Raw genomic sequence first — 22078 nt, 5'->3', positions numbered from 1 at the left:
GCTGAGGTCTTTGGAAGATCAAGCCCCGACAAGGGAGAGAAGCTGCCGCATCTGACCGCGGGAGGTCAGGATCAATACGGCACAGTCAGGACTGAAACGCCGAACCCCGTCCACGATCCTTGGTGACGTCTGCCGCTCGAAATTCCAGATGAAGGACAGGAATTCGCGATCGAACAGTCTCTCCGGACATCCCGGCGCCATGTCCGGCCGCGTTTGCCCCAGATGGCGAAGGCTGCGGGAAATTACACCCCATAGGCAGAGCCAGCGCGGCATCCGCACCCAGATGATCGCATCGGCGCGCGGCATTCTCAGTTCGAAACTGGATGAACCCGTGCCATCCATGATCCAGCGATCTCGGGACACCGTTTCCGAAATCAAGGCACGCGTCGCCTCACGATCCCGCTTCACCCAGCCCGGTAGCCAGTAAAATTCTCTGTCCATCGAGATATAGGGCAGCCGCAATCTGTCGCTCAGCTTCCGCGAAAGCGTCGACTTGCCGCCTCCCGAACAGCCGATCACAAGCACGCGCTCGCAAGCATGAAGCACTCGTGCCGCGTCCTCCGGATTGACAATATGCAACTGATTTCCCACCTGTTATGTGTCCGCTGCAACGCACATCTTCGGTTTGACGATTTTCAAGTTAAAGAAAATTAATGTAGCTTGAGGGGAGTTGTAATATTCCCTCGTCGCAATCCCGCCTATATTGGTGCATTGCAACATTCTAAAATCTATCGATCCGAAAGACGCATACCCATGGACGATTTCGCACAGATGATAAAGCTGCTCGAATCCGCTAAGCAGCTTGCGGATATGAACGGCATGCCGATGCTCGCCTATTTCATCGAAATGGCAAAAGGCGAAGCACGCGGACAGAAGGGCACACTGCGTGAACGCAGGCACGGCCAGGACAAGCGCCCCAAGATCGAGGCCGCTGAATAACCAGTGAGAGAGGTTGCCGCCTTATTCGGCGGCAGCCAGTAGCTTCTTTTCACGCGCAGCCCGCAACCGGGCAAAGTCGTCACCAGCATGATGCGACGAACGCGTGAGCGGGCTCGAAGCGACCATCAGAAAGCCCTTCGTGTAGGCCACTGTCTCGTAAGACTTGAACTCTTCCGGTGTAACGAATTTCTCGACCTTGTGATGCTTGCGCGTCGGCTGCAGATACTGGCCGATCGTCAGGAAGTCGACATCCGCGGTTCTCAGATCATCCATCAGCTGCAGCACTTCGTTACGCTCTTCGCCGAGGCCAACCATGATGCCAGACTTGGTGAACATCGTCGGATCGAGTTCCTTCACCCGCTGCAGAAGCCGGATCGAGTGGAAATAACGCGCACCTGGACGAACCGTCAGGTAGTTGCCCGGCACGGTTTCCATATTGTGGTTGAACACATCCGGCTTGGCGGCAACGACGCGCTCCAGCGCACCGGGCTTCTTCAAAAAGTCCGGCGTCAGGATTTCGATCGTCGTCAGCGGTGATGCGGCACGGATCGCCCAGATCACCTTTTCGAAATGTTCCGCGCCACCGTCATCCAGATCGTCACGGTCGACCGAGGTTATGACGACGTGTTGCAGCCCCATTTCCTTGACGGCGCGTGCCACGCTTTCCGGTTCAGCCATGTCGAGCGGGTTCGGCTTGCCTGTCGCGACATTGCAGAACGCGCAGGCGCGGGTACAGATCTCGCCCATGATCATGAAGGTGGCGTGCTTTTTATCCCAGCACTCACCGATGTTGGGACAGCCCGCCTCTTCGCAGACCGTCACCAGCTTGTTTTCGCGAACGATCGCGCGTGTTTCCTGGTAACCCTTCGATACCGGCGCCTTGACGCGGATCCAGTCCGGCTTGCGCATCACTTCGGTATCGGGCCGATGCGCCTTTTCCGGATGGCGGACGCGCTTCTCTTCAGAGAGATTGGTCCTGTCGAGAATGGTGACCATGAAATCCTGCCTTCAGCCCCGCATTGATGTCGGAGCACGTTGTCCGTTCGGAAATTCTCTATTCGTGAACCGCGGCAAATGTTTGCGCGGCATAACCTGCCAGACCACTACATTAGCGCCTGACGATTTTGGCGACGAATAGCAAAAGGCTCGCGCCAAGGAAAGCCGTGACGAAATAGCCGAGACGGCTATCCTTTACCGGGACGTCGAACGTTCCCAGCACGGCGATCGCGACCACGGAGCCGACGATACCAAGGATGATGTTCATGAAGATGCCGAAGCGCATGTCCATCAGCTTGCCGGCAAGCCAGCCTGCCAGTCCGCCGATGATGATCGCTCCGATCCAGCCAACGCTTTCCATCATTCCTCCTCCAAGACCCAGATAGTCGTTCGGCGCTCCCCATCATGAATGGGAAGCGCCTCTTGTTCGTATAGGGGAGCCGTATCAGGCGTTCAGAACGCGCCCATAAGCATCCAGCACACTTTCCTTCATCGATTCCGAAATGGTCGGATGCGGGAAGATCGTGTGCATCAGGTCTTCTTCGGTCGTCTCGAGGTTCATCGCGACCACAAAGCCCTGGATCAGTTCGGTGACTTCCGCACCGACCATGTGGGCGCCGAGGAGTTCCCCGGTCTTCTTGTCGAAGATCGTCTTGACCATGCCCTGGTCTTCGCCGAGCGCCACAGCCTTGCCGTTTGCGGCAAAGGAGAAGCGGCCAACGCGGATGTCGCGGCCCTGTTCCTTGGCCTTTGCTTCCGTCAGCCCAACAGATGCGACCTGCGGGTTGCAATAGGTGCAGCCCGGGATCTTGCCCTTGTCGGTGGCATGGACGTTCGGCAGGCCTGCGATCTTCTCGACGCAGACGACAGCTTCATGCTCGGCCTTGTGGGCGAGCAGCGGGCCACCGGCAACGTCGCCGATCGCGTAGATGCCGGGAACGTTGGTCTTGCCGTAACCGTCGATGACGATGAAGCCGCGCTCGGTCTTCACGCCGGCAGCTTCCAGGCCGATGTTCTCGATATTCGCCTGAACGCCGACAGCCGAAATCATCCGGTCAGCCGTGATCTTTTCAGACGTACCGTCCTTCTTTTCAATCGTCGCGGTGATCGAGTTTGCACCCTTCTCCACCTTGGCGACCTTGGCTTCCAGATGGATCTTGATGCCCTGCTTTTCGAACTGCTTCTTGGCGAAAGCGGAGATTTCCGCATCTTCGACCGGCATGACCTGGCTCATGATTTCGACGACGGTGACGTCGACGCCCATGGTGCGATAGAAGGAGGCGAATTCGATGCCGATTGCGCCCGAACCCATGACCAGCAGCGATTTCGGCAGTTCTTCCGGCTTCATCGCTTCGAAATAGGTCCAGATCAGCTTGCCATCAGGCTCGATACCCGGCAGCGCGCGCGGACGGGCGCCGGTGGCAACGATGATGTGCTTGGCGGTATAGGTGCCCTCACCCAGCGTGTTCTTCGGCACCGGACCCTGCGGCTGAACGACCGGCTTGGTCGACTTGCCAACGACGATCTCGCCAGGCTTGGTGAGCTTGGCTTCACCCCAGATGATATCGACCTTGTTCTTCTTGAACAGGAAGCCGACGCCGTTGTTCATGCGGGCGGCAATGCCGCGCGAACGGGCAACGATCGCCTTGACGTCCGGCTTGATAGAGCCTTCAAGCGTCAGGCCGTAATCCTTGGCATGGGTGGCGGTGTGCAACACGTCGGCGGTGCGAAGCAGAGCCTTGGTCGGGATGCAGCCCCAGTTGGAGCAAATGCCGGCAAGGTGTTCGCGTTCGACGACCGCGACCTTCATGCCGAGCTGCGAGGCCCTGATCGCAGCGATATAACCACCAGGGCCGGAGCCGATTACAATAACGTCATAAGCGTTGGACATGAGCGCTTCCAATCCTCTTCTGTCGAGACCCCGGCGAAACACCTTGGGTCTTCACGGGATGGAAGCGCCTGACGGTCAGACCGCCAGCTTGATCGCTTCTGCTTCCGGTTCAGGCTGAACCAGCATCCCGTAGATTTCTTCCTTGAGCTGCCTGCGCTGCTTGCACATGTCGATGAGCATTGCATCGCCTGCGGGCTCGTTGCGTCTCTCGGCCAGTTGGACCCTCCGGCTCAGTTCTTCATAACTCCGGCACAGTCGGGCAAAATGCCCATCCGTTTCCTGGAGATGGCGCACAAGCGCCCTGAAATCCGGAAATTCTGCGGCCAGTTCATGCAGCGTGCCAGACATGGAACAAATCCCTTTATTAGTGAGGAAGTGTCCACGCTAGGTCCGCCTAAAATTACCTCCGTTGATCCAGATCAAAGGCCAAGCATCATTCGAACGATCGGCTCCAGACCGCGACCAATTGCCCGAGTCCCCTCAGGCGTCAGGTGTACACCGTCGACCGGGCTGGTACGGGCAACCGAACCTGCATCGAAGAAACCGCAGCCAAGATCATCGGCAAGATCACGGTAAAGCGATGCAAGCATCGCCGATTCCTCGACGCCATTACGGAAGATCGCCGAAAACACTGGATCGGCCGTTTCACAGAGTGGCGGCGGCGAAACGATCAGAATTTCCGGCGCATCATAATCGAACGAATACTCGTGGTGGCGGATCAGCCCTACGAGCCTCTGCAAGCCGGCGCGGGCCGCATAAGCGGTCCCGGCAATCGCCGGCTTCATATCGTTGGTACCGAGCATGATGACGACGAGATCAAGCGGCATATGGGTGTGAAGCACCGTCGGAAGGTTCGTCACACCGTTGCGATCACAATCGGCCAGGTGATCGTCATAGCCGGTCGTGCGGCCGTTCAACCCTTCGGCAATCACGGTCACACCAGGCCCGAGGGCTGCACCGAGGACGCTTGGCCAGCGATCCTCGAAAGCATGCCGTCCCGGCCCTTCGGGGTCATACCCCCAGGTGAGACTGTCGCCGAAGCAGAGAACGGTCCTCATCCCGCCGTCCTTTTGCCGTTAAACCAGCATCGACATCGGATTTTCGATGTAGCGCTTGAAGGCGGACGCGAGTTCCGCACCGAGGGCACCATCGATGACGCGGTGGTCGAAGGCGAAGGTCGCCGACATCACCGTACCGACTTCAATCTTGCCGTTACGGACGACCGGCTTCTCGACGCCGGCGCCGATCGACACGATAGAGGCCTGCGGCAGGTTGACGATCGAGGTGAACGAAGAGACGCCGAACATGCCGAGGTTGGACACGGAAGTCGTGCCGCCCTGGTATTCTTCCGGCTTCAGCTTCTTGTCGCGGGCGCGCTTGGCCATGTCCTTCACCTCGTTGGAGATGACCGACAGAGCCTTGGTTTCGGCCTTGCGAACGATCGGCGTGATCAGACCGTCCGGGATCGAAACGGCAACACCGACGTCGGAATGCTTGTGCAGCACGCGGGCCGTCGAGGTCCAGGAGGCGTTTGCCATCGGAACGTCGCGCAGCGCCAGAGCCATCGCCTTGATGATGAAGTCGTTGACGGAGAGCTTGAAGGCCGGAACCTCGCCCTTCTCGGTCTTCTTCACCGGAGCCGACTTGTTGATCTCTGCACGCAGAGCCAGAAGCGCGTCGAGTTCGCAATCCATCGATACCGTGTAGGACGGAACCGTCTGGGTGGACTCGGTCAGGCGTGCGGCGATCGTCTTGCGCATGCCGTCATGCGGCAGGAGCTCGTAGGAGCCTTCCGCAAACAGCTTGAGCGTGCTTTCGTCCGACGGACCCTTTGCGACAGCCGGGGCCGGGGCGGCAGCAGACTGTGCGGCGGCCGGAGCAGCTTTCGCACCGCCGGCAGCAGCCTTCTCGACGTCCGCCTTGACGACACGGCCATGCGGGCCTGTGCCGGTGACGCCAGAAAGATCGAGACCGGCTTCCTTGGCGAGACGACGAGCAAGCGGCGAAGAGAATACGCGCTTGCCATCGGTAACCGGAGCAGGCGTCGACGGTGCCGGCGCAGCGTCGGCAACCGGAGCGGCGGCCTTCGGAGCTTCAGCAGTCTTTTCAGCCGGAGCAGCCTCAACCTTCGGGGCGGAACCCGCACCGGCAGCAGCGGCCGCAACGTCTTCGCCTTCTTCGGCAATGATGGCGATCAGTGCATTGACCTTGACCGATTCAGTGCCGGCGGGAACGACGATCTTGGCGATCGTGCCCTCGTCGACAGCTTCGACTTCCATCGTCGCTTTGTCGGTTTCGATCTCGGCGATCACGTCACCGGACTTGATCTTGTCGCCTTCCTTGACCAGCCACTTAGCGAGGTTGCCCTCTTCCATGGTCGGAGAAAGGGCAGGCATGGTGATGTTGATAGGCATCCTATCACCCTTCCCTTACTTGTAGCAGACGGTTTTGACCGCCTGAACGACTTCGCCGACAGTCGGCAGAGCCAGCTTTTCGAGGTTGGCGGCGTAAGGCATAGGAACGTCCTTGCCTGCGATCGTCAGAACCGGGGCATCGAGATAGTCGAAGGCCTGCTGCATGACGCGGGTGGCGATTTCGGTGCCGACCGAGTTCTGCGGGTAACCTTCCTCGACGGTGACGAGGCGACCGGTCTTCTTGACGGACTCGATGACCGTCGGCAGGTCCATCGGACGGATCGTGCGAAGATCGATCAGTTCGACATCGATGCCTTCCTTTTCGAGTTCGGCAACCGCCTTGACGGCATAGGTCATGCCGATACCGAAGGAAACGATCGTCGCGTCCTTGCCCTTGCGGTGGATGCGCGCCTTGCCGATCGGCAGAACGAAATCATCCAGCTTCGGCACGTCGAAATGCTGACCGTAGAGGATTTCGTTTTCAAGGAAGACGACCGGGTTCGGATCGCGGATAGCAGCCTTCAAGAGACCCTTTGCATCGGCAGCCGTATACGGCATGACGACCTTGAGGCCCGGGATCTGGCTATACCACGACGAGAAGTCCTGGCTATGCTGTGCGCCAACGCGAGCAGCAGCACCGTTCGGGCCGCGGAACACGATCGGAGCGCCCATCTGGCCACCGGACATGTAGAGCGTCTTGGCAGCAGAGTTGATGATCTGGTCGATCGCCTGCATGGCGAAGTTGAAGGTCATGAACTCGACGATCGGCTTCAGGCCGGACATGGCTGCACCGACGCCGATGCCGGCAAAGCCGTGTTCGGTGATCGGGGTATCGACAACGCGCTTGGCGCCGAACTCCTGCAGCAACCCTTGCGTGATCTTGTAGGCGCCCTGATATTCGGCGACTTCTTCACCCATGACGAATACGTCGCCATCGCGGCGCATTTCTTCGGCCATTGCGTCGCGCAGAGCTTCGCGAACGGTCGTCGAAACCATCTCGGTGCCAGCCGGAATATCCGGATCGGCAGCGACTTCGACCTTAGGCTGAGCCGGGACCGAAGCGGATGCGGGCTTTGCTTCTTCAGCGGCAGGCGCTTCAGCCTTGGGGGCTTCGGCTGCAGGCGCGGAAGAACCGATCGCATCGGCGCTTTCGCCTTCGGCAAGCAGGATCGCGATCTTGGTATTGACCTTGACGTTTTCGGTGCCGGCTTCGACCAGCAGCTTGCCGATCACGCCTTCATCGACGGCTTCCACTTCCATGGTCGCCTTGTCGGTCTCGATTTCAGCAATGACATCGCCGGACTTGACGGTGTCGCCTTCCTTCTTGACCCATTTGGAAAGCGTGCCTTCCTCCATCGTCGGAGAAAGTGCAGGCATCAGGATATCGATAGGCATAGGTTCTTTCCTCCCCGCGCTTAGAGCAGGATATCGGTGTAGAGCTCGGATGCATCCGGCTCCGGATCGTTCTGAGCGAAGTCGGCGCTATCCGTAACGATGTCGCGGATATCCTTGTCGATCGCCTTCAGCTCGTCCTCGGATGCCCAGCCCTTTTCGAGCAGACGGTTGCGAACCTGTTCGATCGGATCCTGCTCCGAGCGCATCTTCTGCACTTCTTCCTTGGAGCGGTACTTTGCCGGGTCGGACATCGAGTGACCGCGGTAACGGTAGGTCAGCATTTCGAGAATGATCGGACCCTTGCCGGAGCGGCAATGGGCGAGCGCCTCGTCAGCCGCAGCCTTGACGGCGCGCACATCCATGCCATCCACCTGGATACCCGGAATGCCGAAGCCGACGCCGCGCATCGAATAGTTCGACTGTGCGGTTGCACGCGCGGTCGAGGTGCCCATGGCATAACGGTTGTTCTCGACGATGTAGATGATCGGCAGTTTCCACAGAGCAGCCATGTTGAAGCTCTCGTAGACCTGACCCTGGTTGGCAGCGCCGTCACCGAAATAGGCAACCGAAACGCTATCATTGTTGCGATAGGCATTGGCGAAGGCGAGACCGGTGCCGAGCGACACCTGCGCACCGACGATACCGTGACCGCCGTAAAAATGCTTCTCCTTGGAGAACATGTGCATCGAGCCGCCCTTGCCCTTGGACAAGCCACCGCGACGACCGGTAAGCTCGGCCATGACGCCACGCGGGCTCATGCCGCAAGCAAGCATGTGGCCGTGGTCGCGATAGGCGGTGATGACCTGATCGCCTTCCTGCTGCGCCATCTGCATGCCGACGACGACAGCTTCCTGGCCGATATAGAGATGGCAGAAACCGCCGATGAAGCCCATGCCATAGAGCTGGCCGGCCTTCTCTTCGAAACGACGGATCAGCAGCATCTCGCGATACGCGTGCAGATCGTCTTCCTTGCCGAATTCCGGCGTATTCTTGCCGGTAAATTCCTTCGAGGCTGTTTTGCTGGCAGATTTTGCCGCTGGCTTGCGGCCGGATGCAGACGCGGATTTGGTTTGCGCCATCGATCCCTCCCTATGTGCTGCATTGAAAGAGCGGCATCGAGACGAGCACATGCGCGCCGCAACCCACTCCGGTTTCTGCAACTAACATAGGGAAGAAAGCGCGCCCCAGCAATGACATATTTGCATGGCTCTCATTCCACATAAGCCACTGAAATAAATCACGAAAATTAACTTAACCGAAATTCGGTTAACTCAGAAATAATTGTTAAATATGACTATTTCGTCTGTGCGGGAGACATTTAATTGATAACGCGCAATTTCATCGAGCATGTCTTTGTCGAGCGAGCCATCACTCATCAGATGCACCTGACGCTCAAGAGCTTCTCGCTTGGCCGTGAGCGCCGCAAGCTCGGCACTGCGTGCGATACGCTGCTTCTCGAATTCCTCGGTCGCAATAAGGCCGAGATCACCATGGATCGAATGATAGCCGAAATAGGAAAGAAACGCGACGGTGATTGCAGGCAGGATTAAACGGCCAAACTTTCTCTGTTTGTGATGTTTTGTCCACATGCCTGTTCTTAACACCTTGAGCTTACGCGGCGGGAGCGATTCATTGTCCCGGGGATAGGATCCGAAAATCGCAGAACTTGCTTAAGCATTCGTTTCCCTTGCCGCGATGCAGCGCAGATATGAAAAAAGCCCGCATCCTTGATGCGGGCTTTTTTCGAATATTGTTCAGACTTCAGAAAAGCGGCCTTTCGGCCGACCATTCCTTAGCCTTTCAGGATCGAGCGGCCTGCATAAACAGCCTGCGGGCCGAGCATCTCTTCAATGCGGATCAGCTGGTTGTACTTGGCCAGACGGTCAGAACGCGAAAGCGAGCCGGTCTTGATCTGACCGCAATTGGTGGCAACGGCGAGATCGGCAATCGTCGAATCTTCCGTTTCACCCGAGCGGTGCGACATGACGGCGGTGTAGGCAGCCTTGTGAGCGGTCTCGACGGCGTCGAGCGTTTCCGTCAGCGAACCGATCTGGTTGACCTTGACGAGGATGGAGTTGGCAACGCCCATCTTGATACCGTCGCGCAGGCGGGCGGAATTGGTGACGAACAGGTCGTCACCGACCAGCTGGACCTTGGAGCCGATCTTGTCGGTCAGGATCTTCCAGCCTTCCCAGTCGTCTTCGGCCATGCCGTCTTCGATCGAGATGATCGGATACTTGCCAGCGAGTTCGGCCAGGTATTCAGCCATCGCAGCCGATTCCAGCGTACGGCCTTCACCTTCGAGAACGTACTTGCCATCCTTGAAGAATTCGGTCGAGGCGCAATCGAGGCCGAGGAACACGTCTTCGCCCGGCTTGTAGCCGGCCTTTTCGATCGACTTAACGATGAAGTCGAGGGCTTCCGGCGCGCTCTTCAGACCCGGAGCAAAGCCGCCTTCATCACCAACATTGGTGTTGTGGCCCTGCGCACCGAGTTCCTTCTTCAGGACGTGGAAAATTTCCGAACCAACCCGCACGGCATCCTTCAGCGTTTCGGCGCCGACCGGCATGATCATGAATTCCTGGAAATCGATCGGGTTGTCGGCATGTGCGCCGCCATTGATGATGTTCATCATCGGAACCGGCAGTACATGGGCGCCGGCACCACCGACATAACGATAAAGCGGCAGGCCGGCCGATTCGGCGGCAGCCTTGGCAACGGCCAGCGACACGCCGAGAATGGCGTTTGCGCCGAGACGCGACTTGTTCGGCGTGCCGTCGAGCGCGATCATCGTCTTGTCGATATGGATCTGGCTTTCGGCATCGAAACCGCCGATGGCGTCGAAGATTTCCGTATTGACCGCTTCAACGGCCTTCTCGACACCCTTGCCGCCAAAGCGTTTGCCGCCATCGCGCAACTCGACAGCTTCGTGGGCACCCGTCGATGCGCCCGACGGAACAGCGGCGCGGCCCATCGAGCCGTCTTCCAGATGGACGTCGACTTCGACGGTCGGGTTGCCACGGCTATCGAGGATCTCGCGAGCGATAATATCGGTAATAGCAGTCAAGGGTCTCTCCTCAGAGTTAAGTCCATGCAGTCATTGAAAATGTATCACGTTCAATGACACGCCAATTACAGTGTTGGCGCTTTCTGCGCTTTGACAACGCTCAAGCGCTTTTTTGAAGTTCAGGCAGCCTTGGCCACAGCATCAAAAGCCATCAGCTTTTCCAGCAGCCGCGGCATGTCTTTCAGATGCACCATGTTCGGACCATCCGACGGGGCGTTGTCCGGATCTTCATGGGTTTCGATGAACACGCCGGCAACGCCAACCGCGACGGCCGCACGCGCCAGCGTTTCAACAAATTCGCGCTGGCCACCGCTGGAGCCACCCTGCCCGCCCGGCTGCTGCACCGAGTGCGTGGCGTCAAAGATCACCGGCGATCCGAGCGAAGCCATGATCGGCAGCGAACGCATGTCGGAGACGAGCGTGTTGTAACCGAAGGAGGCGCCGCGTTCACACAGCATCACGTTTGGATTGCCGCTCTCGGTGAATTTCGCCTGGACGTTCTTCATGTCCCAGGGGGCCAGGAACTGGCCCTTCTTGACGTTGATTGCCCGGCCGGTCTTCGCGGCTGCGACGAGCAGGTCGGTCTGGCGCGACAGGAAGGCCGGGATCTGCAGGATGTCAACGGTTGGCGCAACAAGCCCGCACTGCTCTTCCGTATGGATGTCGCTCAGGACCGGGAAGCCGAATTCCTTCTTCAGGTCGGCAAAAATCTCCATCGCATTTTCAAGTCCGATGCCGCGCTTGCCGGAGATCGACGTACGGTTGGCCTTGTCATAAGAGGACTTGTAGACCAGCCCGATGCCGAGCTTGCCGCAGAGCTCGCTCATCGTACCGGCGATCATGAAGGCATGATCACGGCTTTCCATCTGGCAGGGCCCCGCGATCAGCGAAAGCCGGCCTGCGTTGGAGAACACGACCTTCTTTTCGCCTTCACCGACCGAAACTTCTGAATTGGGGGAGACTGCCATTCTATTATTCCTCGAAGCCGAACAAAACGCCTTGGCCGGGCGACGGCGACACGAGAACGCGACCATCCCGGCGAATGAATGCGACGTCATTAGCAGCAAGGATGATCTCTGTCACGGCCAGATCAAGACTGCGAAAGATCACGGCCTCCCCTACCAACCCGGCTGCCACCCCTTCGACAGGAAGACCGAAGTCATGCGCAATTTGCTCGCGCCTGAGAACGCGCACGGCTCCCGTTTCAGCCTGGAACACCAGTCCACCTTCAACTTCGACACCCGGCGCTCGCAGCACATTGTCCAAAAAGGCAACCGAAGCATGCGGATCATCACTTGCCAAAACGACTTCCTTCAAACCTGCGACCGCATTGGCATGGATACGCAATTCAGCCATATCCTGAGGGAAAGACACCAGCCGCTGACAAGAGAAAGCAAAGAAATCAGCCACATCATCCATCGCGGCAAAAGCAAGCCGGAAACGAGCCTCGACCTCATCACCGTCCGGAGACTTTACAGCTCTGCCGAATTCGAGGGGCTCGCCGCCGGAAATTCCGGCTGCGACATAATGCCGATGATCGCTCGATGCGTCGTCGCTGGAGACCACGATGGCCGACAAGCCTTCACGTCCGCGGCGACCGCGATAAGCCAGATCGCGCTCGACAAAGACATTGCCTTTCTTGGCATGAGCCCCCGCCTTGCGCCTGTCCGCAACAGCCAGTGGCTCCAGATAGGTACCGTCTTCAAAAAAAACACAGGCATTGGCCGTACCGAAGGGATGCACGCCGTCAGGCGCGACAGTGAAACCCAAAGACGACAGCCGCTCGCGTGCCTTGCCGAGATTTCCAACAGGCAAAACGAGATGATCGATATTCCTAGCAGTCACACATGTCCCCCAGACTTCTGATCCGCTAGGCGTAGATTGGGCAGACCGCCGGGGAGCGCAAGTAGATTCCGACTGAGAACGTCATTCGGCATCCAAGAAACTGATTATATTGTCACGAAAATTTAAGGACTTGCGGAACACATATGGAACATATAGTGTTCGTTCTGCATTTGTTTCAAATCTGAAGGTGCGCCTCACATGCTGACTCGCAAGCAACAGGAACTGCTTTTGTTCATTCACGAACGGATGAAGGAGTCGGGCGTACCTCCGTCTTTCGATGAAATGAAGGACGCTCTCGACCTTGCGTCGAAGTCGGGCATCCATCGGCTCATCACGGCACTTGAAGAGCGCGGTTTCATTCGCCGTCTCCCCAACAGAGCGCGCGCACTCGAGGTCATCAAGCTTCCCGAAGCCTATGTTCCCACGCTGCAGCCGAAACGCGGTTTTTCACCGAGCGTGATCGAGGGAAGCCTTGGCAAGAAGCCGGCGACGCCTGCTGCCCCGCCTGTCTCCGCCAATGACAGCGCGTCTGCAAGCGTGCCGGTCATGGGCCGCATCGCCGCCGGCGTACCGATCTCGGCAATTCAGAATAATACCCACGACATTTCCGTCCCCGTAGAGATGTTGGGATCCGGCGAGCATTATGCGCTTGAAGTCAAGGGCGACTCGATGATCGAAGCCGGAATTCTGGATGGCGACACCGTCATCATTCGCAACGGCAACACCGCCAATCCGGGCGATATCGTCGTTGCACTCGTGGATGATGAAGAGGCCACACTCAAGCGCTTCCGCCGCAAGGGTGGCTCAATTGCGCTGGAAGCGGCAAACCCGGCTTACGAGACACGAATTTTTCCACCGGATCGGGTCAAGGTCCAGGGCAGGCTCGTCGGCCTCATTCGCCGTTATCACTGACACCGGAATTGTTGCCAACATCAGTTGGCGCTTCTGATCGATAATCCGTTCCTGCTTGATCTGAGACAGCAAACTGCGCCTCAAGACGGCCACTCGATTTTGGTTTGGAAATCCATTCCGGCAGATACGGGTCATAGAGATTGCGTCGCCAGTCGTATTGGCGATGAATGGTCCATGGGCGAACCGTGCCAGCCATTGCTGTCGTGACATTCCATTTTCCGGCTGCTGCCGCCCCGGAAAGATCGATTTCAATTGACCCTGTCTTGCGCAGGCTGGCGCCGCTCAGCATCGGGGTACCAGACCGACAGGAATGGAAACGCGCACGCGGCGCGATAACAAGGCCGGCAACGTCGCAAGCCGCACCGGCATAACGGCCATCATCAACAACAACGACCAAAACACCTTCCGGTGACATGAATGCGCACCAGGCCTTGAGCTGACATGAGAATCTGACACTCCCTGCCTCCTTCATCAGCCGCTGCGCTTCGACCAGAACAGGTTCCGGAATTCTTTCACCGGAAGACCCGGCCATATTTTTTAGAATTTCACTTTCCAACATCTCCGACATAGCCAGCACTGGAAGCTGTCGCGCATACATCCACTGCCCATAGACGAACTCGGAGGGACGTTTCCTGTTGGCGGCAACACGTTCTGCATCTCGATAAGCAACGAGGTTCCCATCTTCAGCGATGAGAAGACTTGATTGGGCGTGTTGCATCCCCATCCAGAACAGGGCTGCAGCGGTAAACAGGAAAGGCAAGCCCGAATAGCGAAGCCGTGTCCTGAGGAGCGTCAGTAGCAGAAAACCGCAGACCCCAAGCGGCAAAAACCAGGGGTGCTGTTCTCCGACGACAATGTCCCCGCCCCATCCCGCTACATGCTTCGCGATCAAGATGACCCATTCGAGGCTCCAGGCCATGATCCCGATGAAGGGAGCATCGAGGCCGAAGGGCATCAACAACATCGCAGCAAGCCCGGCCGGCATCACCAGGAAGCTGATGATCGGCATGGCAGCCAGGTTCGCGGCAAGCCCATAGGTGGCGACGCGATGGAAATGCTCGACGGAAAACATCGTCGTCGCAAGACTACCAATCAGCGATGTCGCGATAATGCCGGCGATAAAGCGCCAGCCAACGGCAGCCCATGTCACCAGAGGATGACGGATGGGAAATCGCTCCCGCTCTTCCGTTTCAGGGCGTCGCGACCAAGCCGCATAACCGGCCACGAGCGCAACCGTGGCAGCAAACGACATCTGGAAACTTGGCCCCAGAATTTCCGAAGGCGTCCAGATGAGGATGATCAGCGCAGACAAGGCTACATTTCGCAAACTTATCGAGGGCCGGTCCAAAAGCACGGCAACAAGTATCACCGCCATCATGATATAGGCGCGCTGGGCGGATACACCGAAGCCCGATACCAGATAATAGGCCGTAACCATTGCAAGCGCCCCGCCGGCGGCAATCTTCTTGATTGGCAGGGCCTGTGCGAGGCCAGGGAAAAGAGCAAAGACGCTACGCAATCCCACGAAGAAAATCCCGGCGGCAAGCGCCATATTCAATCCGGAAATGGCAACGATGTGAGCGAGGCCGGAGACCCGTAGCGCCTCGACTGTATCTTCGGAAATTGCCCGTCTCTCATCGGTGACAATGGCGGCGGCGAAGGCACCGGCATCACCCGGCGCAATCTCGCGAATACGATTGCCGATCTGCCTGCGCAGATCGAAGAGCCAGCGTAAGGCGAGCTGCGGCCAGCCGGTCGCCACATCCGACCCTCCAGCCTGCTGCGGAGCGCTATAGAAATACCCCACCGCACCAATGCCATCGAAATATGCCGAGAAGGCAAAGTCGTGCAGACCGGGCAAGGCCGGCCCGGAAGGCGGTGACAGCCTTGCGCGTCCGGAAATAGCTGCCCCGTTGTCAAACGGCTGATGCTGCGCCCTTGCCAGCAGCGAAACCCGGACAGGCGGGCGCCGAAGAATGGGGTTTGCTGTCTGTCGCACAGCCACGATATAACGCAGTCGCCCGGGACCGGCAGCCTCACTACGCTCGACAACGCCCATGACATCCGTTGTTACCGGTGAATCGAGAATGACCGTCGATTGCCGCCACGCTTCGATCTCGGCCAGCGCCATGCCACAAAAGCCCAGACACGCAAATGTGAAAAAGACACGCGCGCAACCATCTCTTGTTATCAACGCCAGAGCCGCCAGCACGGCAAGAGCAAGGAACGGCACCCATGCCAACGGCTCCACCGGGCTGAGGAACCACACTGCCGAACCGATGCCAATTGCAACAGGCATGAACAGAAAGCCGTGGCCATGGAGGCGCTCCTCGCGGAGCGAAATTGAAAGAAATGCTCGCGCCTCCGCCAATGGCGCACCAATTCGCCTTCCGTAAGAAACCGGCGCTATCGCTGCAGTATATCGATGGGCTGCAGTTCTGATGGCCAAATCATCAGGCGCCGGTTGAAAATGCGATATCGGCTCGGCAGCAGCATTAGAGCGCCGGCTCAACGTTTTGGTATCTATCTTCTCGAAACCTTCAGCCCGCATTGAACCAGCCTGCCCCGATCATAAAATACAACCTGAGCGTTCTTTTTGAGTGCGTCAACCTGACGCATATGGGCTTGCCACCAGAACCGATTTTCTGATTGCAACAAGGGGTTGGCCACAGGGTCAAATGTCGATGCCCAATATCGTATCGCGCTGCACAATTTGCCGTCAGAACAGCTTGGCATCTGCTAAAGGATCATATAGCTAAACGTGGAACGCTTAATGCTTATGGCGCTTTTGAGGCGTCATGCCGCCAACCGGTTGGAGGATCAGAATGACGGAAACAAGCGCAACTCTCGCTCTCGGTGACAAGAAGGTCGACCTGTCGGTCAAGTCCGGTACGATCGGTCCTGACGTTATCGATATCGGCGCGCTCTATAAACATACCGGGGCCTTCACCTACGACCCCGGGTTTACCTCGACCGCTTCGTGTGAATCGAAAATCACCTATATCGACGGCGACGAAGGCGTGCTTCTTCATCGCGGCTATCCGATCGAGCAGCTTGCCGAACAGGGTGACTTCCTCGAAACCTGCTATTTGCTTCTTTACGGGGAACTGCCGACCGCAGCTCAGAAGAAGGACTTCGATCATCGCGTGACGCACCACACCATGGTGCACGAGCAGATGAGCCGCTTCTTCACCGGTTTCCGCCGCGATGCGCATCCGATGGCCGTCATGTGTGGCTGCGTCGGCGCTCTGTCGGCCTTCTATCATGACTCGACCGATATCACCGATCCGCACCAGCGCATGGTCGCTTCGCTGCGCATGATCGCCAAGATGCCGACGATAGCGGCCATGGCCTACAAGTACCATATCGGCCAGCCGTTCGTATATCCGCAGAACCACCTCGACTATTCGTCGAACTTCCTGCGCATGTGCTTTGCCGTTCCTTGCGAAGAGTACAAGGTGAATCCGGTTCTGGCCCGTGCCATGGACCGCATCTTCATTCTGCATGCCGACCATGAGCAGAACGCTTCCACATCGACGGTTCGCCTTGCCGGTTCTTCCGGTGCAAATCCGTTTGCCTGTATCGCCGCCGGCATTGCCTGCCTGTGGGGTCCAGCGCACGGTGGTGCCAACGAAGCAGCGCTCAACATGCTTCAGGAAATCGGTTCGGTCGACAAGATCCCGGAATACATCGCACGCGCCAAGGATAAGAACGATCCGTTCCGCCTGATGGGCTTCGGCCACCGCGTCTACAAGAACTACGACCCGCGCGCCAAGATCATGCAGAAGACCACGCATGAGGTTCTGGCCGAACTCGGTCACAAGGACGACCCGCTCCTGCAGGTTGCCATGGAACTCGAAAAGATCGCGCTCACGGACGAATACTTCATCGAGAAGAAGCTCTATCCGAACATCGACTTCTATTCGGGTATCACGCTGAAGGCGATGGGCTTCCCCACCACCATGTTCACCGTGCTCTTCGCACTCGCCCGCACCGTCGGCTGGATCGCCCAATGGGCCGAGATGATCGAAGATCCGCAGCAGCGTATCGGCCGCCCGCGCCAGCTCTACACGGGCGAAGCCAAGCGTGACTACCTGCCGATTTCGAAGCGCTAAGCGCCATCTGGATAAAAACAAAAAACCCGGTCGTATGACCGGGTTTTTTATTGGACGAAGAGACCTTCATCGGCAGCTCCACACGAACAGCCGGTGAAGCTAGCTGCGGTTCAATAGATCCAGGACAGCTGTCGCGGCCGCCTCGCCCGGAGGAACCGGCACCTGCAGCCGCAGCCATGCGAGATCAAATCCTTCCAGCATTGCCCGGCGCTGCACGGTATCGTTCGACAGCCGCTCCGACCAACGGCACAGGCTGCCGGGTCGAACCACCTCGTTGATATACTCTGGCACGACGGGGTAATCGGCGATGAGGTTGGGCAAGGCTCCTGTCCAGATCTTGATCCGACCCGCGAGCAGCTTGATCAGCCAATCCGTCTTGTAAGCGGAAACGACCGGAACGGTCGCAAGACCAAGTTCAAGGATGACCGTACCGGAGGCTGCCATCGCAGTATCGGCCTCGATGAAGGCACCCCACTTCGCCTCGGCACCCGAAACCACCTCCACGGCAACCGGAAGACTGGCAGCGATTTCCCGCACCAGCGCTTCACGACGCGGAACGGTCGGCAGCAGAAAACGCGTGGCCCCATTACGCTCCGAAAACTCCTTTGCCGCCTCACCGAAGACAGGCAAAAGGCTTTTGATTTCCGCGGACCGGGAGCCGGGCAAAAGCAGGATCGTTTTTTTCTCGCTGACCACCTTGGTCGGTCGCGCCGCTCGTTGGCGCCGGACCTCGAGAAGGTCCGGATCATTGGTCAGACGATGACCAACGAAAATCGTCTCCGGTCCGCCAAGCCTTTGCATCGCCTCCGGTTCGAACGGCAGGACTGCAAGCACGCGATCGACATAAGCGAGCATTGCCTTGGCGCGATATTCTTTCCATGCCCACACGCTCGGGCAGACATAGTTGACGATCGGCAGCCGTGGTAGTGCCGCCCTCACCTTCTTCGCCACGCGATGTGTAAAGTCCGGGCTGTCGATGATGACGAGCACATCCGGCCTCGCCGCAATTACCGCACTTGCCGTCTGGTTGATACGCTTGATCAGGTTCGGCAATTTGGACAGAACCTGCGTCAAGCCCATGATCGACAATTCGGAAAAGTCGAAAAGCGAACGAAGACCCTGCGCCGCCAGCGAATCTCCGCCCACCCCGACGAGTTCCACCGGCCCGTCATGAGCAGCCTTGAGCGCCGCAATCAGATCGCCGCCCAGAAGATCACCGGATACCTCGCCTGCGATAACGCCAACCTTCAGGACACGGCTCATGAAAGCCCTCCGTTTTCAAGCGTCGGGTCGATCCCGCAAACGAAAATACCCGCCGCATCCGCCGCCGAGATCAGTGCCGCTTCCTCAAGCACAAGCGCCCTGCCAGCCTCTACGGCGATACCGGCCAAGCCTGCCCGCGCCGCATTTTCGACGGTTGACGGCCCGATCGTCGGAAGATCTGCGCGCATGTCCTGCTGCGGCTTGCAAAGTTTGACCAGCACGCCACGCCGGCGCGCCGAAATTCTACCGCCGATGCGCAGTTCCGCAACCCGCTGAAGCATGGCATCGGTGCCTTCGACGCCTTCCATGGCGACAACGCGGCCACCGACGGAAACAGCGCCCTGCCCTATATCCAGATGACCGAGAGCCAGCGCGGCCTCGACCCCTCTGGCAATATCCCGCAAATCATCACCAGCCGGAGACATTCGTCCTAACGGTCCCAGGCGCGCAAGCAGGCCGGGCGCAATTTCGTGGGCGCCGATCACCGTGCAACCCATCCCCTCGATGAGCTTGATCACCATTTGCAGGACCGTGTCATCACCATGCGACATCAGCGTGCGCACGACGGATGGCATGCTGAGTATGGTCTTGAACGTCGGCCGGATATCGCGCCATTCAGGCCGACGGGCAACGCCGCCGGACATGACGACGCGGCCTATCTTCAACTCACGGAAAGACTTTTCAATCGCTGCAAGATTGCCGACGCCGACGGAGATGATTTCGAAACCATCGAAACGGTGATCGGCTTCATCCTTCAGAGCGACGATGAAAGGATCTTCCCCTTCGGCTCGGGCAGCCTGCGCCAGATAGAGCGGCAACAATCCACGGCCTGCGATAATAGCCAGGCGACCATCGGAATGACCTTCTTGCGCCATGCCGGACGTGCCGGGCATGGACCTCATCCCTTCCTGCGGAAGGGAGAGGAAATTGCACGATCACTGTCGGCAGTGATGAAATCGATGATTTCCATCGCTTCCGCGCAATCGACATAGGCATCGCGAACGGCGGCCGCATTCGCCCGAACATTGCCCTCACCTTCGAAGATATCCTTGTAGGCGCGGCGCACACGATGGATCGTCTGCTTATCCATGCCGGCGCGCGTCATTCCGACCACGTTCAGCCCGCCCAGAACACCCGGGTTACCGTTCAGCATGCCATAGGGAATGACATCATAGTTGACCGCCGAGAGACCGCCGATAAAGGCTTGGCGACCGATGCGAGAAAACTGATGAACAGCACAGCCGCCACCCAGAATGGCGCGGTCTGCAACATGAACATGCCCGGCCAGCATCACATTGTTGGACATGATGATGTCGCTGCCAAGCTGGCAGTCATGCGCCACATGGCTGTTGGCAAGGAACAGGCAGTTGCTACCGACAACTGTCTTGCCACCACCGCCAACCGTGCCGGTATTCATTGTTACGCCTTCGCGCATGACGCAGTTGGCGCCGACCGTCAGCGTGGATTCTTCTCCGGCCTCATGCAGGCTCTGAGATACGCCGCCGATAACGGCCATCGAGAAGACGCGGCACCCCCTGCCTATCTCGGTCTTGCCGGTGACCACGACATGCGATGCCAGTTCAACATCGTCCTTGAGAACGACGCGAGGTCCGACATGGCTGAATGGTCCGACAATGACATTCTCACCGATGACCGCGCCATCCTCGACAATCGCCGTCGGATGAATGCGGGCGCTGGCTGCAATCGTGCTCATTCGCCTTCCTTACGGACGATCATTGCGCCGATATCCGCCTCTGCCACAAGTGCGCCCTCGACCTTGGCATCACAATGGAACTTCCAGATATTACCGCGCTGCTTCTGCTTCACGACATGGAATTCCACGCGATCACCCGGTACAACCGGCTTGCGGAAGCGGGCATTATCGATCGTCATGAAATAGACGAGATTGCCGCCTTCGCCTTCCTTGCGCGCACAGATCGCACCGGCGGTCTGCGCCATCGCCTCGACCAGAAGGACTCCCGGCATAATCGGACGTTCAGGAAAATGTCCCTGAAATTGCGGCTCGTTCGCCGTCACGTTCTTGATACCGATAGCTGAATTGTCACCATCGATGTCGATGATTTTGTCAACGAGCAGAAAAGGATAGCGATGAGGCAGAAGCTTCATGATTTCCTGAATGTCGGCCGCGCCGAGTTCCGGCTTGGTCTCATCAGTCATTGTTTTTCTCTCCTCTGCGTTTTGCCCTATCATCCACCTGGCTCATCTTTTCGGCCATCTCGCGGAGAAAGTCTTTCATTGGTCGCGCCGGTATTCCACCATACCTGAGGCCAGGCGGAATATCTGCCACGACGCCGCTCATTGCGGCGATCTGAACGCCATCTCCGATCGAGATATGACCATTTATGCCAGAAGCACCGCCGATCAAGACGCCGTTGCCGATCTTTGTCGAACCGGCGATTCCAGCCCCTGAAGCAATGCCGCAATGGCGTCCGATATGGACGTTATGGGCGATCTGGACCTGATTGTCGATTTTCGTACCTTCACCAATGACGGTATCGTCCATGGCGCCGCGGTCGATCGTGGTATTCGCACCGATCTCGACATTATCCTGAATGATCACGCGCCCGATCTGCACGATTTTGAGCATGCCGCGCGGTCCGGGCGCAAAACCGAAACCGTCCTGGCCGATTCGCGCTCCATTATGGATGATGACATTGTTGCCGATCAGAGCTGCCACAACACTCGCGCCAGCAGCAATGCTGCAATTACGGCCGATCTGGACGTCCGCGCCGACAACAGCACCGGCTCCGATACGAGTACCCGAGCCAATATGCGCATGCGCGCCAACGACTGCCATGGGCTCAACCGTAACGCCATCTTCCAGCCGCGCAGTCGGATCGACATAGGCAGCCGGTGACACACCCTCACCTTCCGATGTTACAGGGCTTGGCCGCATCGCACGCGGATGCAAAAGGGCCCCTGCCATTGCGAAAGCGGAGTGCGGCGTTTTTGTCTGGAGAACGGCTATGTGACCCGGCACGATGCTGGCCAGACCGGGATCACACAGGATCGCCGAAGCCATGCAGGTCTCAAGTTCCTTACGGTTCTTGCGCGACAGGATATAACAAACCTGACCTTTCTGAGCGCGCACAACCGGGGCCACCGAACGGATCACGCGATCCCCGGCAGTATCATCCAAAAGCTCTGCCCCAAGATGGACCGCAAGCTCACGAATGCTCACGCCATGATGGGGCGGAAAGAAATTATTTTGATCCATAAA

Annotated in this window: 22 protein-coding genes; 3 read left to right on the top strand and 19 right to left on the bottom strand. The window is 58.2% G+C overall.

Annotated elements, in window-relative coordinates; translation table 11 throughout:
• Positions 1 to 18 precede the first annotated feature (18 nt).
• The gene (locus tag MRBLMR1_RS06165; RefSeq protein ID WP_148144881.1) at positions 19 to 579 is read right to left on the bottom strand and encodes a GTPase domain-containing protein; all 561 of its coding nucleotides are present in this window, start codon (positions 577 to 579) and stop codon (positions 19 to 21) included.
• Between the two features lie 174 nt (positions 580 to 753).
• On the opposite strand from MRBLMR1_RS06165, the gene MRBLMR1_RS06160 reads away from it, so the two are divergent.
• Complete coding sequence (locus MRBLMR1_RS06160; protein WP_148144882.1) at positions 754 to 939, top strand: hypothetical protein; 186 nt, start codon at positions 754 to 756, stop codon at positions 937 to 939.
• A 21-nt stretch (positions 940 to 960) separates the two neighbouring features.
• Here MRBLMR1_RS06160 and lipA read toward each other — a convergent pair whose 3' ends face one another.
• The 12 genes from lipA to MRBLMR1_RS06100 all read right to left on the bottom strand — a co-directional run bounded on the left by lipA (position 961) and on the right by MRBLMR1_RS06100 (position 12547).
• Positions 961 to 1935 (bottom strand): lipoyl synthase, encoded by a 975-nt coding sequence (lipA, locus tag MRBLMR1_RS06155; RefSeq protein WP_148144883.1) that lies wholly within the window; start codon positions 1933 to 1935, stop codon positions 961 to 963.
• 112 nt (positions 1936 to 2047) lie between these two features.
• Positions 2048 to 2296, bottom strand: coding sequence for a GlsB/YeaQ/YmgE family stress response membrane protein (locus MRBLMR1_RS06150; protein ID WP_139677981.1), 249 nt, complete (start codon positions 2294 to 2296; stop codon positions 2048 to 2050).
• Positions 2297 to 2380: 84 nt separating this feature from the next.
• The gene (lpdA, locus tag MRBLMR1_RS06145; RefSeq protein WP_148144884.1) at positions 2381 to 3826 is read right to left on the bottom strand and encodes a dihydrolipoyl dehydrogenase; all 1446 of its coding nucleotides are present in this window, start codon (positions 3824 to 3826) and stop codon (positions 2381 to 2383) included.
• 75 nt (positions 3827 to 3901) lie between these two features.
• Positions 3902 to 4174 (bottom strand): DUF465 domain-containing protein, encoded by a 273-nt coding sequence (locus MRBLMR1_RS06140; protein ID WP_148144885.1) that lies wholly within the window; start codon positions 4172 to 4174, stop codon positions 3902 to 3904.
• Positions 4175 to 4245: 71 nt separating this feature from the next.
• Entirely contained in the window at positions 4246 to 4884 is a 639-nt protein-coding gene (locus MRBLMR1_RS06135; protein ID WP_148144886.1) for an SGNH/GDSL hydrolase family protein, read from the bottom strand.
• Positions 4885 to 4902: 18 nt separating this feature from the next.
• Positions 4903 to 6240, bottom strand: a complete 1338-nt coding sequence (locus MRBLMR1_RS06130) for a pyruvate dehydrogenase complex dihydrolipoamide acetyltransferase (protein ID WP_148144887.1) — start codon at positions 6238 to 6240, stop codon at positions 4903 to 4905.
• Between the two features lie 15 nt (positions 6241 to 6255).
• Entirely contained in the window at positions 6256 to 7635 is a 1380-nt protein-coding gene (locus MRBLMR1_RS06125) for a pyruvate dehydrogenase complex E1 component subunit beta (protein WP_148144888.1), read from the bottom strand.
• Positions 7636 to 7655: 20 nt separating this feature from the next.
• Complete coding sequence (gene pdhA, locus MRBLMR1_RS06120) at positions 7656 to 8714, bottom strand: pyruvate dehydrogenase (acetyl-transferring) E1 component subunit alpha (protein ID WP_148144889.1); 1059 nt, start codon at positions 8712 to 8714, stop codon at positions 7656 to 7658.
• Between the two features lie 192 nt (positions 8715 to 8906).
• On the bottom strand, positions 8907 to 9224 hold the full coding sequence (locus tag MRBLMR1_RS06115) for an FtsB family cell division protein (RefSeq protein ID WP_148144890.1): 318 nt from the start codon (positions 9222 to 9224) through the stop codon (positions 8907 to 8909).
• A 203-nt stretch (positions 9225 to 9427) separates the two neighbouring features.
• Positions 9428 to 10702, bottom strand: a complete 1275-nt coding sequence (gene eno / locus MRBLMR1_RS06110; protein ID WP_148144891.1) for a phosphopyruvate hydratase — start codon at positions 10700 to 10702, stop codon at positions 9428 to 9430.
• Positions 10703 to 10821: 119 nt separating this feature from the next.
• Positions 10822 to 11670, bottom strand: coding sequence for a 3-deoxy-8-phosphooctulonate synthase (gene kdsA / locus MRBLMR1_RS06105; RefSeq protein ID WP_183686046.1), 849 nt, complete (start codon positions 11668 to 11670; stop codon positions 10822 to 10824).
• 4 nt (positions 11671 to 11674) lie between these two features.
• Positions 11675 to 12547, bottom strand: coding sequence for a VOC family protein (locus MRBLMR1_RS06100; RefSeq protein WP_183686044.1), 873 nt, complete (start codon positions 12545 to 12547; stop codon positions 11675 to 11677).
• A gap of 198 nt (positions 12548 to 12745) precedes the next feature.
• On the opposite strand from MRBLMR1_RS06100, the gene lexA reads away from it, so the two are divergent.
• Positions 12746 to 13459 (top strand): transcriptional repressor LexA, encoded by a 714-nt coding sequence (lexA, locus tag MRBLMR1_RS06095; protein WP_148148069.1) that lies wholly within the window; start codon positions 12746 to 12748, stop codon positions 13457 to 13459.
• On the opposite strand, the gene MRBLMR1_RS06090 is transcribed toward lexA, so the two are convergent.
• Positions 13440 to 15758, bottom strand: a complete 2319-nt coding sequence (locus tag MRBLMR1_RS06090; RefSeq protein WP_148148068.1) for a ComEC/Rec2 family competence protein — start codon at positions 15756 to 15758, stop codon at positions 13440 to 13442. The genes lexA and MRBLMR1_RS06090 overlap by 20 nt on opposite strands.
• Positions 15759 to 16284: 526 nt before the next feature.
• Here MRBLMR1_RS06090 and gltA point away from each other — a divergent pair.
• A complete protein-coding gene (gltA, locus tag MRBLMR1_RS06085) occupies positions 16285 to 17574 on the top strand; it encodes a citrate synthase (RefSeq protein ID WP_148148067.1) in 1290 nt (429 codons plus the stop codon).
• Between the two features lie 99 nt (positions 17575 to 17673).
• Here gltA and lpxB read toward each other — a convergent pair whose 3' ends face one another.
• The 5 genes from lpxB to lpxD are packed head-to-tail and all read right to left on the bottom strand — an operon-like array spanning position 17674 to position 22075.
• Entirely contained in the window at positions 17674 to 18837 is a 1164-nt protein-coding gene (gene lpxB / locus MRBLMR1_RS06080; protein WP_183686042.1) for a lipid-A-disaccharide synthase, read from the bottom strand.
• Positions 18834 to 19730 carry an LpxI family protein gene (locus MRBLMR1_RS06075; RefSeq protein ID WP_500064001.1) on the bottom strand — a complete coding sequence of 299 codons (897 nt, stop codon included), beginning with the start codon at positions 19728 to 19730 and terminating at the stop codon, positions 18834 to 18836. The genes lpxB and MRBLMR1_RS06075 overlap by 4 nt, the downstream gene beginning before the upstream one ends.
• A gap of 5 nt (positions 19731 to 19735) precedes the next feature.
• The gene (lpxA, locus tag MRBLMR1_RS06070; protein ID WP_148148065.1) at positions 19736 to 20551 is read right to left on the bottom strand and encodes an acyl-ACP--UDP-N-acetylglucosamine O-acyltransferase; all 816 of its coding nucleotides are present in this window, start codon (positions 20549 to 20551) and stop codon (positions 19736 to 19738) included.
• On the bottom strand, positions 20548 to 21015 hold the full coding sequence (gene fabZ, locus MRBLMR1_RS06065; protein ID WP_148148064.1) for a 3-hydroxyacyl-ACP dehydratase FabZ: 468 nt from the start codon (positions 21013 to 21015) through the stop codon (positions 20548 to 20550). Before fabZ ends, lpxA begins: the two co-directional genes overlap by 4 nt.
• Entirely contained in the window at positions 21008 to 22075 is a 1068-nt protein-coding gene (gene lpxD, locus MRBLMR1_RS06060; protein WP_148148063.1) for a UDP-3-O-(3-hydroxymyristoyl)glucosamine N-acyltransferase, read from the bottom strand. The genes fabZ and lpxD overlap by 8 nt, the downstream gene beginning before the upstream one ends.
• Positions 22076 to 22078 lie beyond the last annotated feature (3 nt).

Source organism: Neorhizobium sp. LMR1-1-1.1 (assembly GCF_040675795.1).
In the GTDB taxonomy this organism is placed as follows: Bacteria; Pseudomonadota; Alphaproteobacteria; order Rhizobiales; family Rhizobiaceae; genus Neorhizobium; species Neorhizobium cellulosilyticum.
Note: the sequence above shows the minus strand (reverse complement) of the source record. Positions and strands in the feature narration are given on the sequence as shown.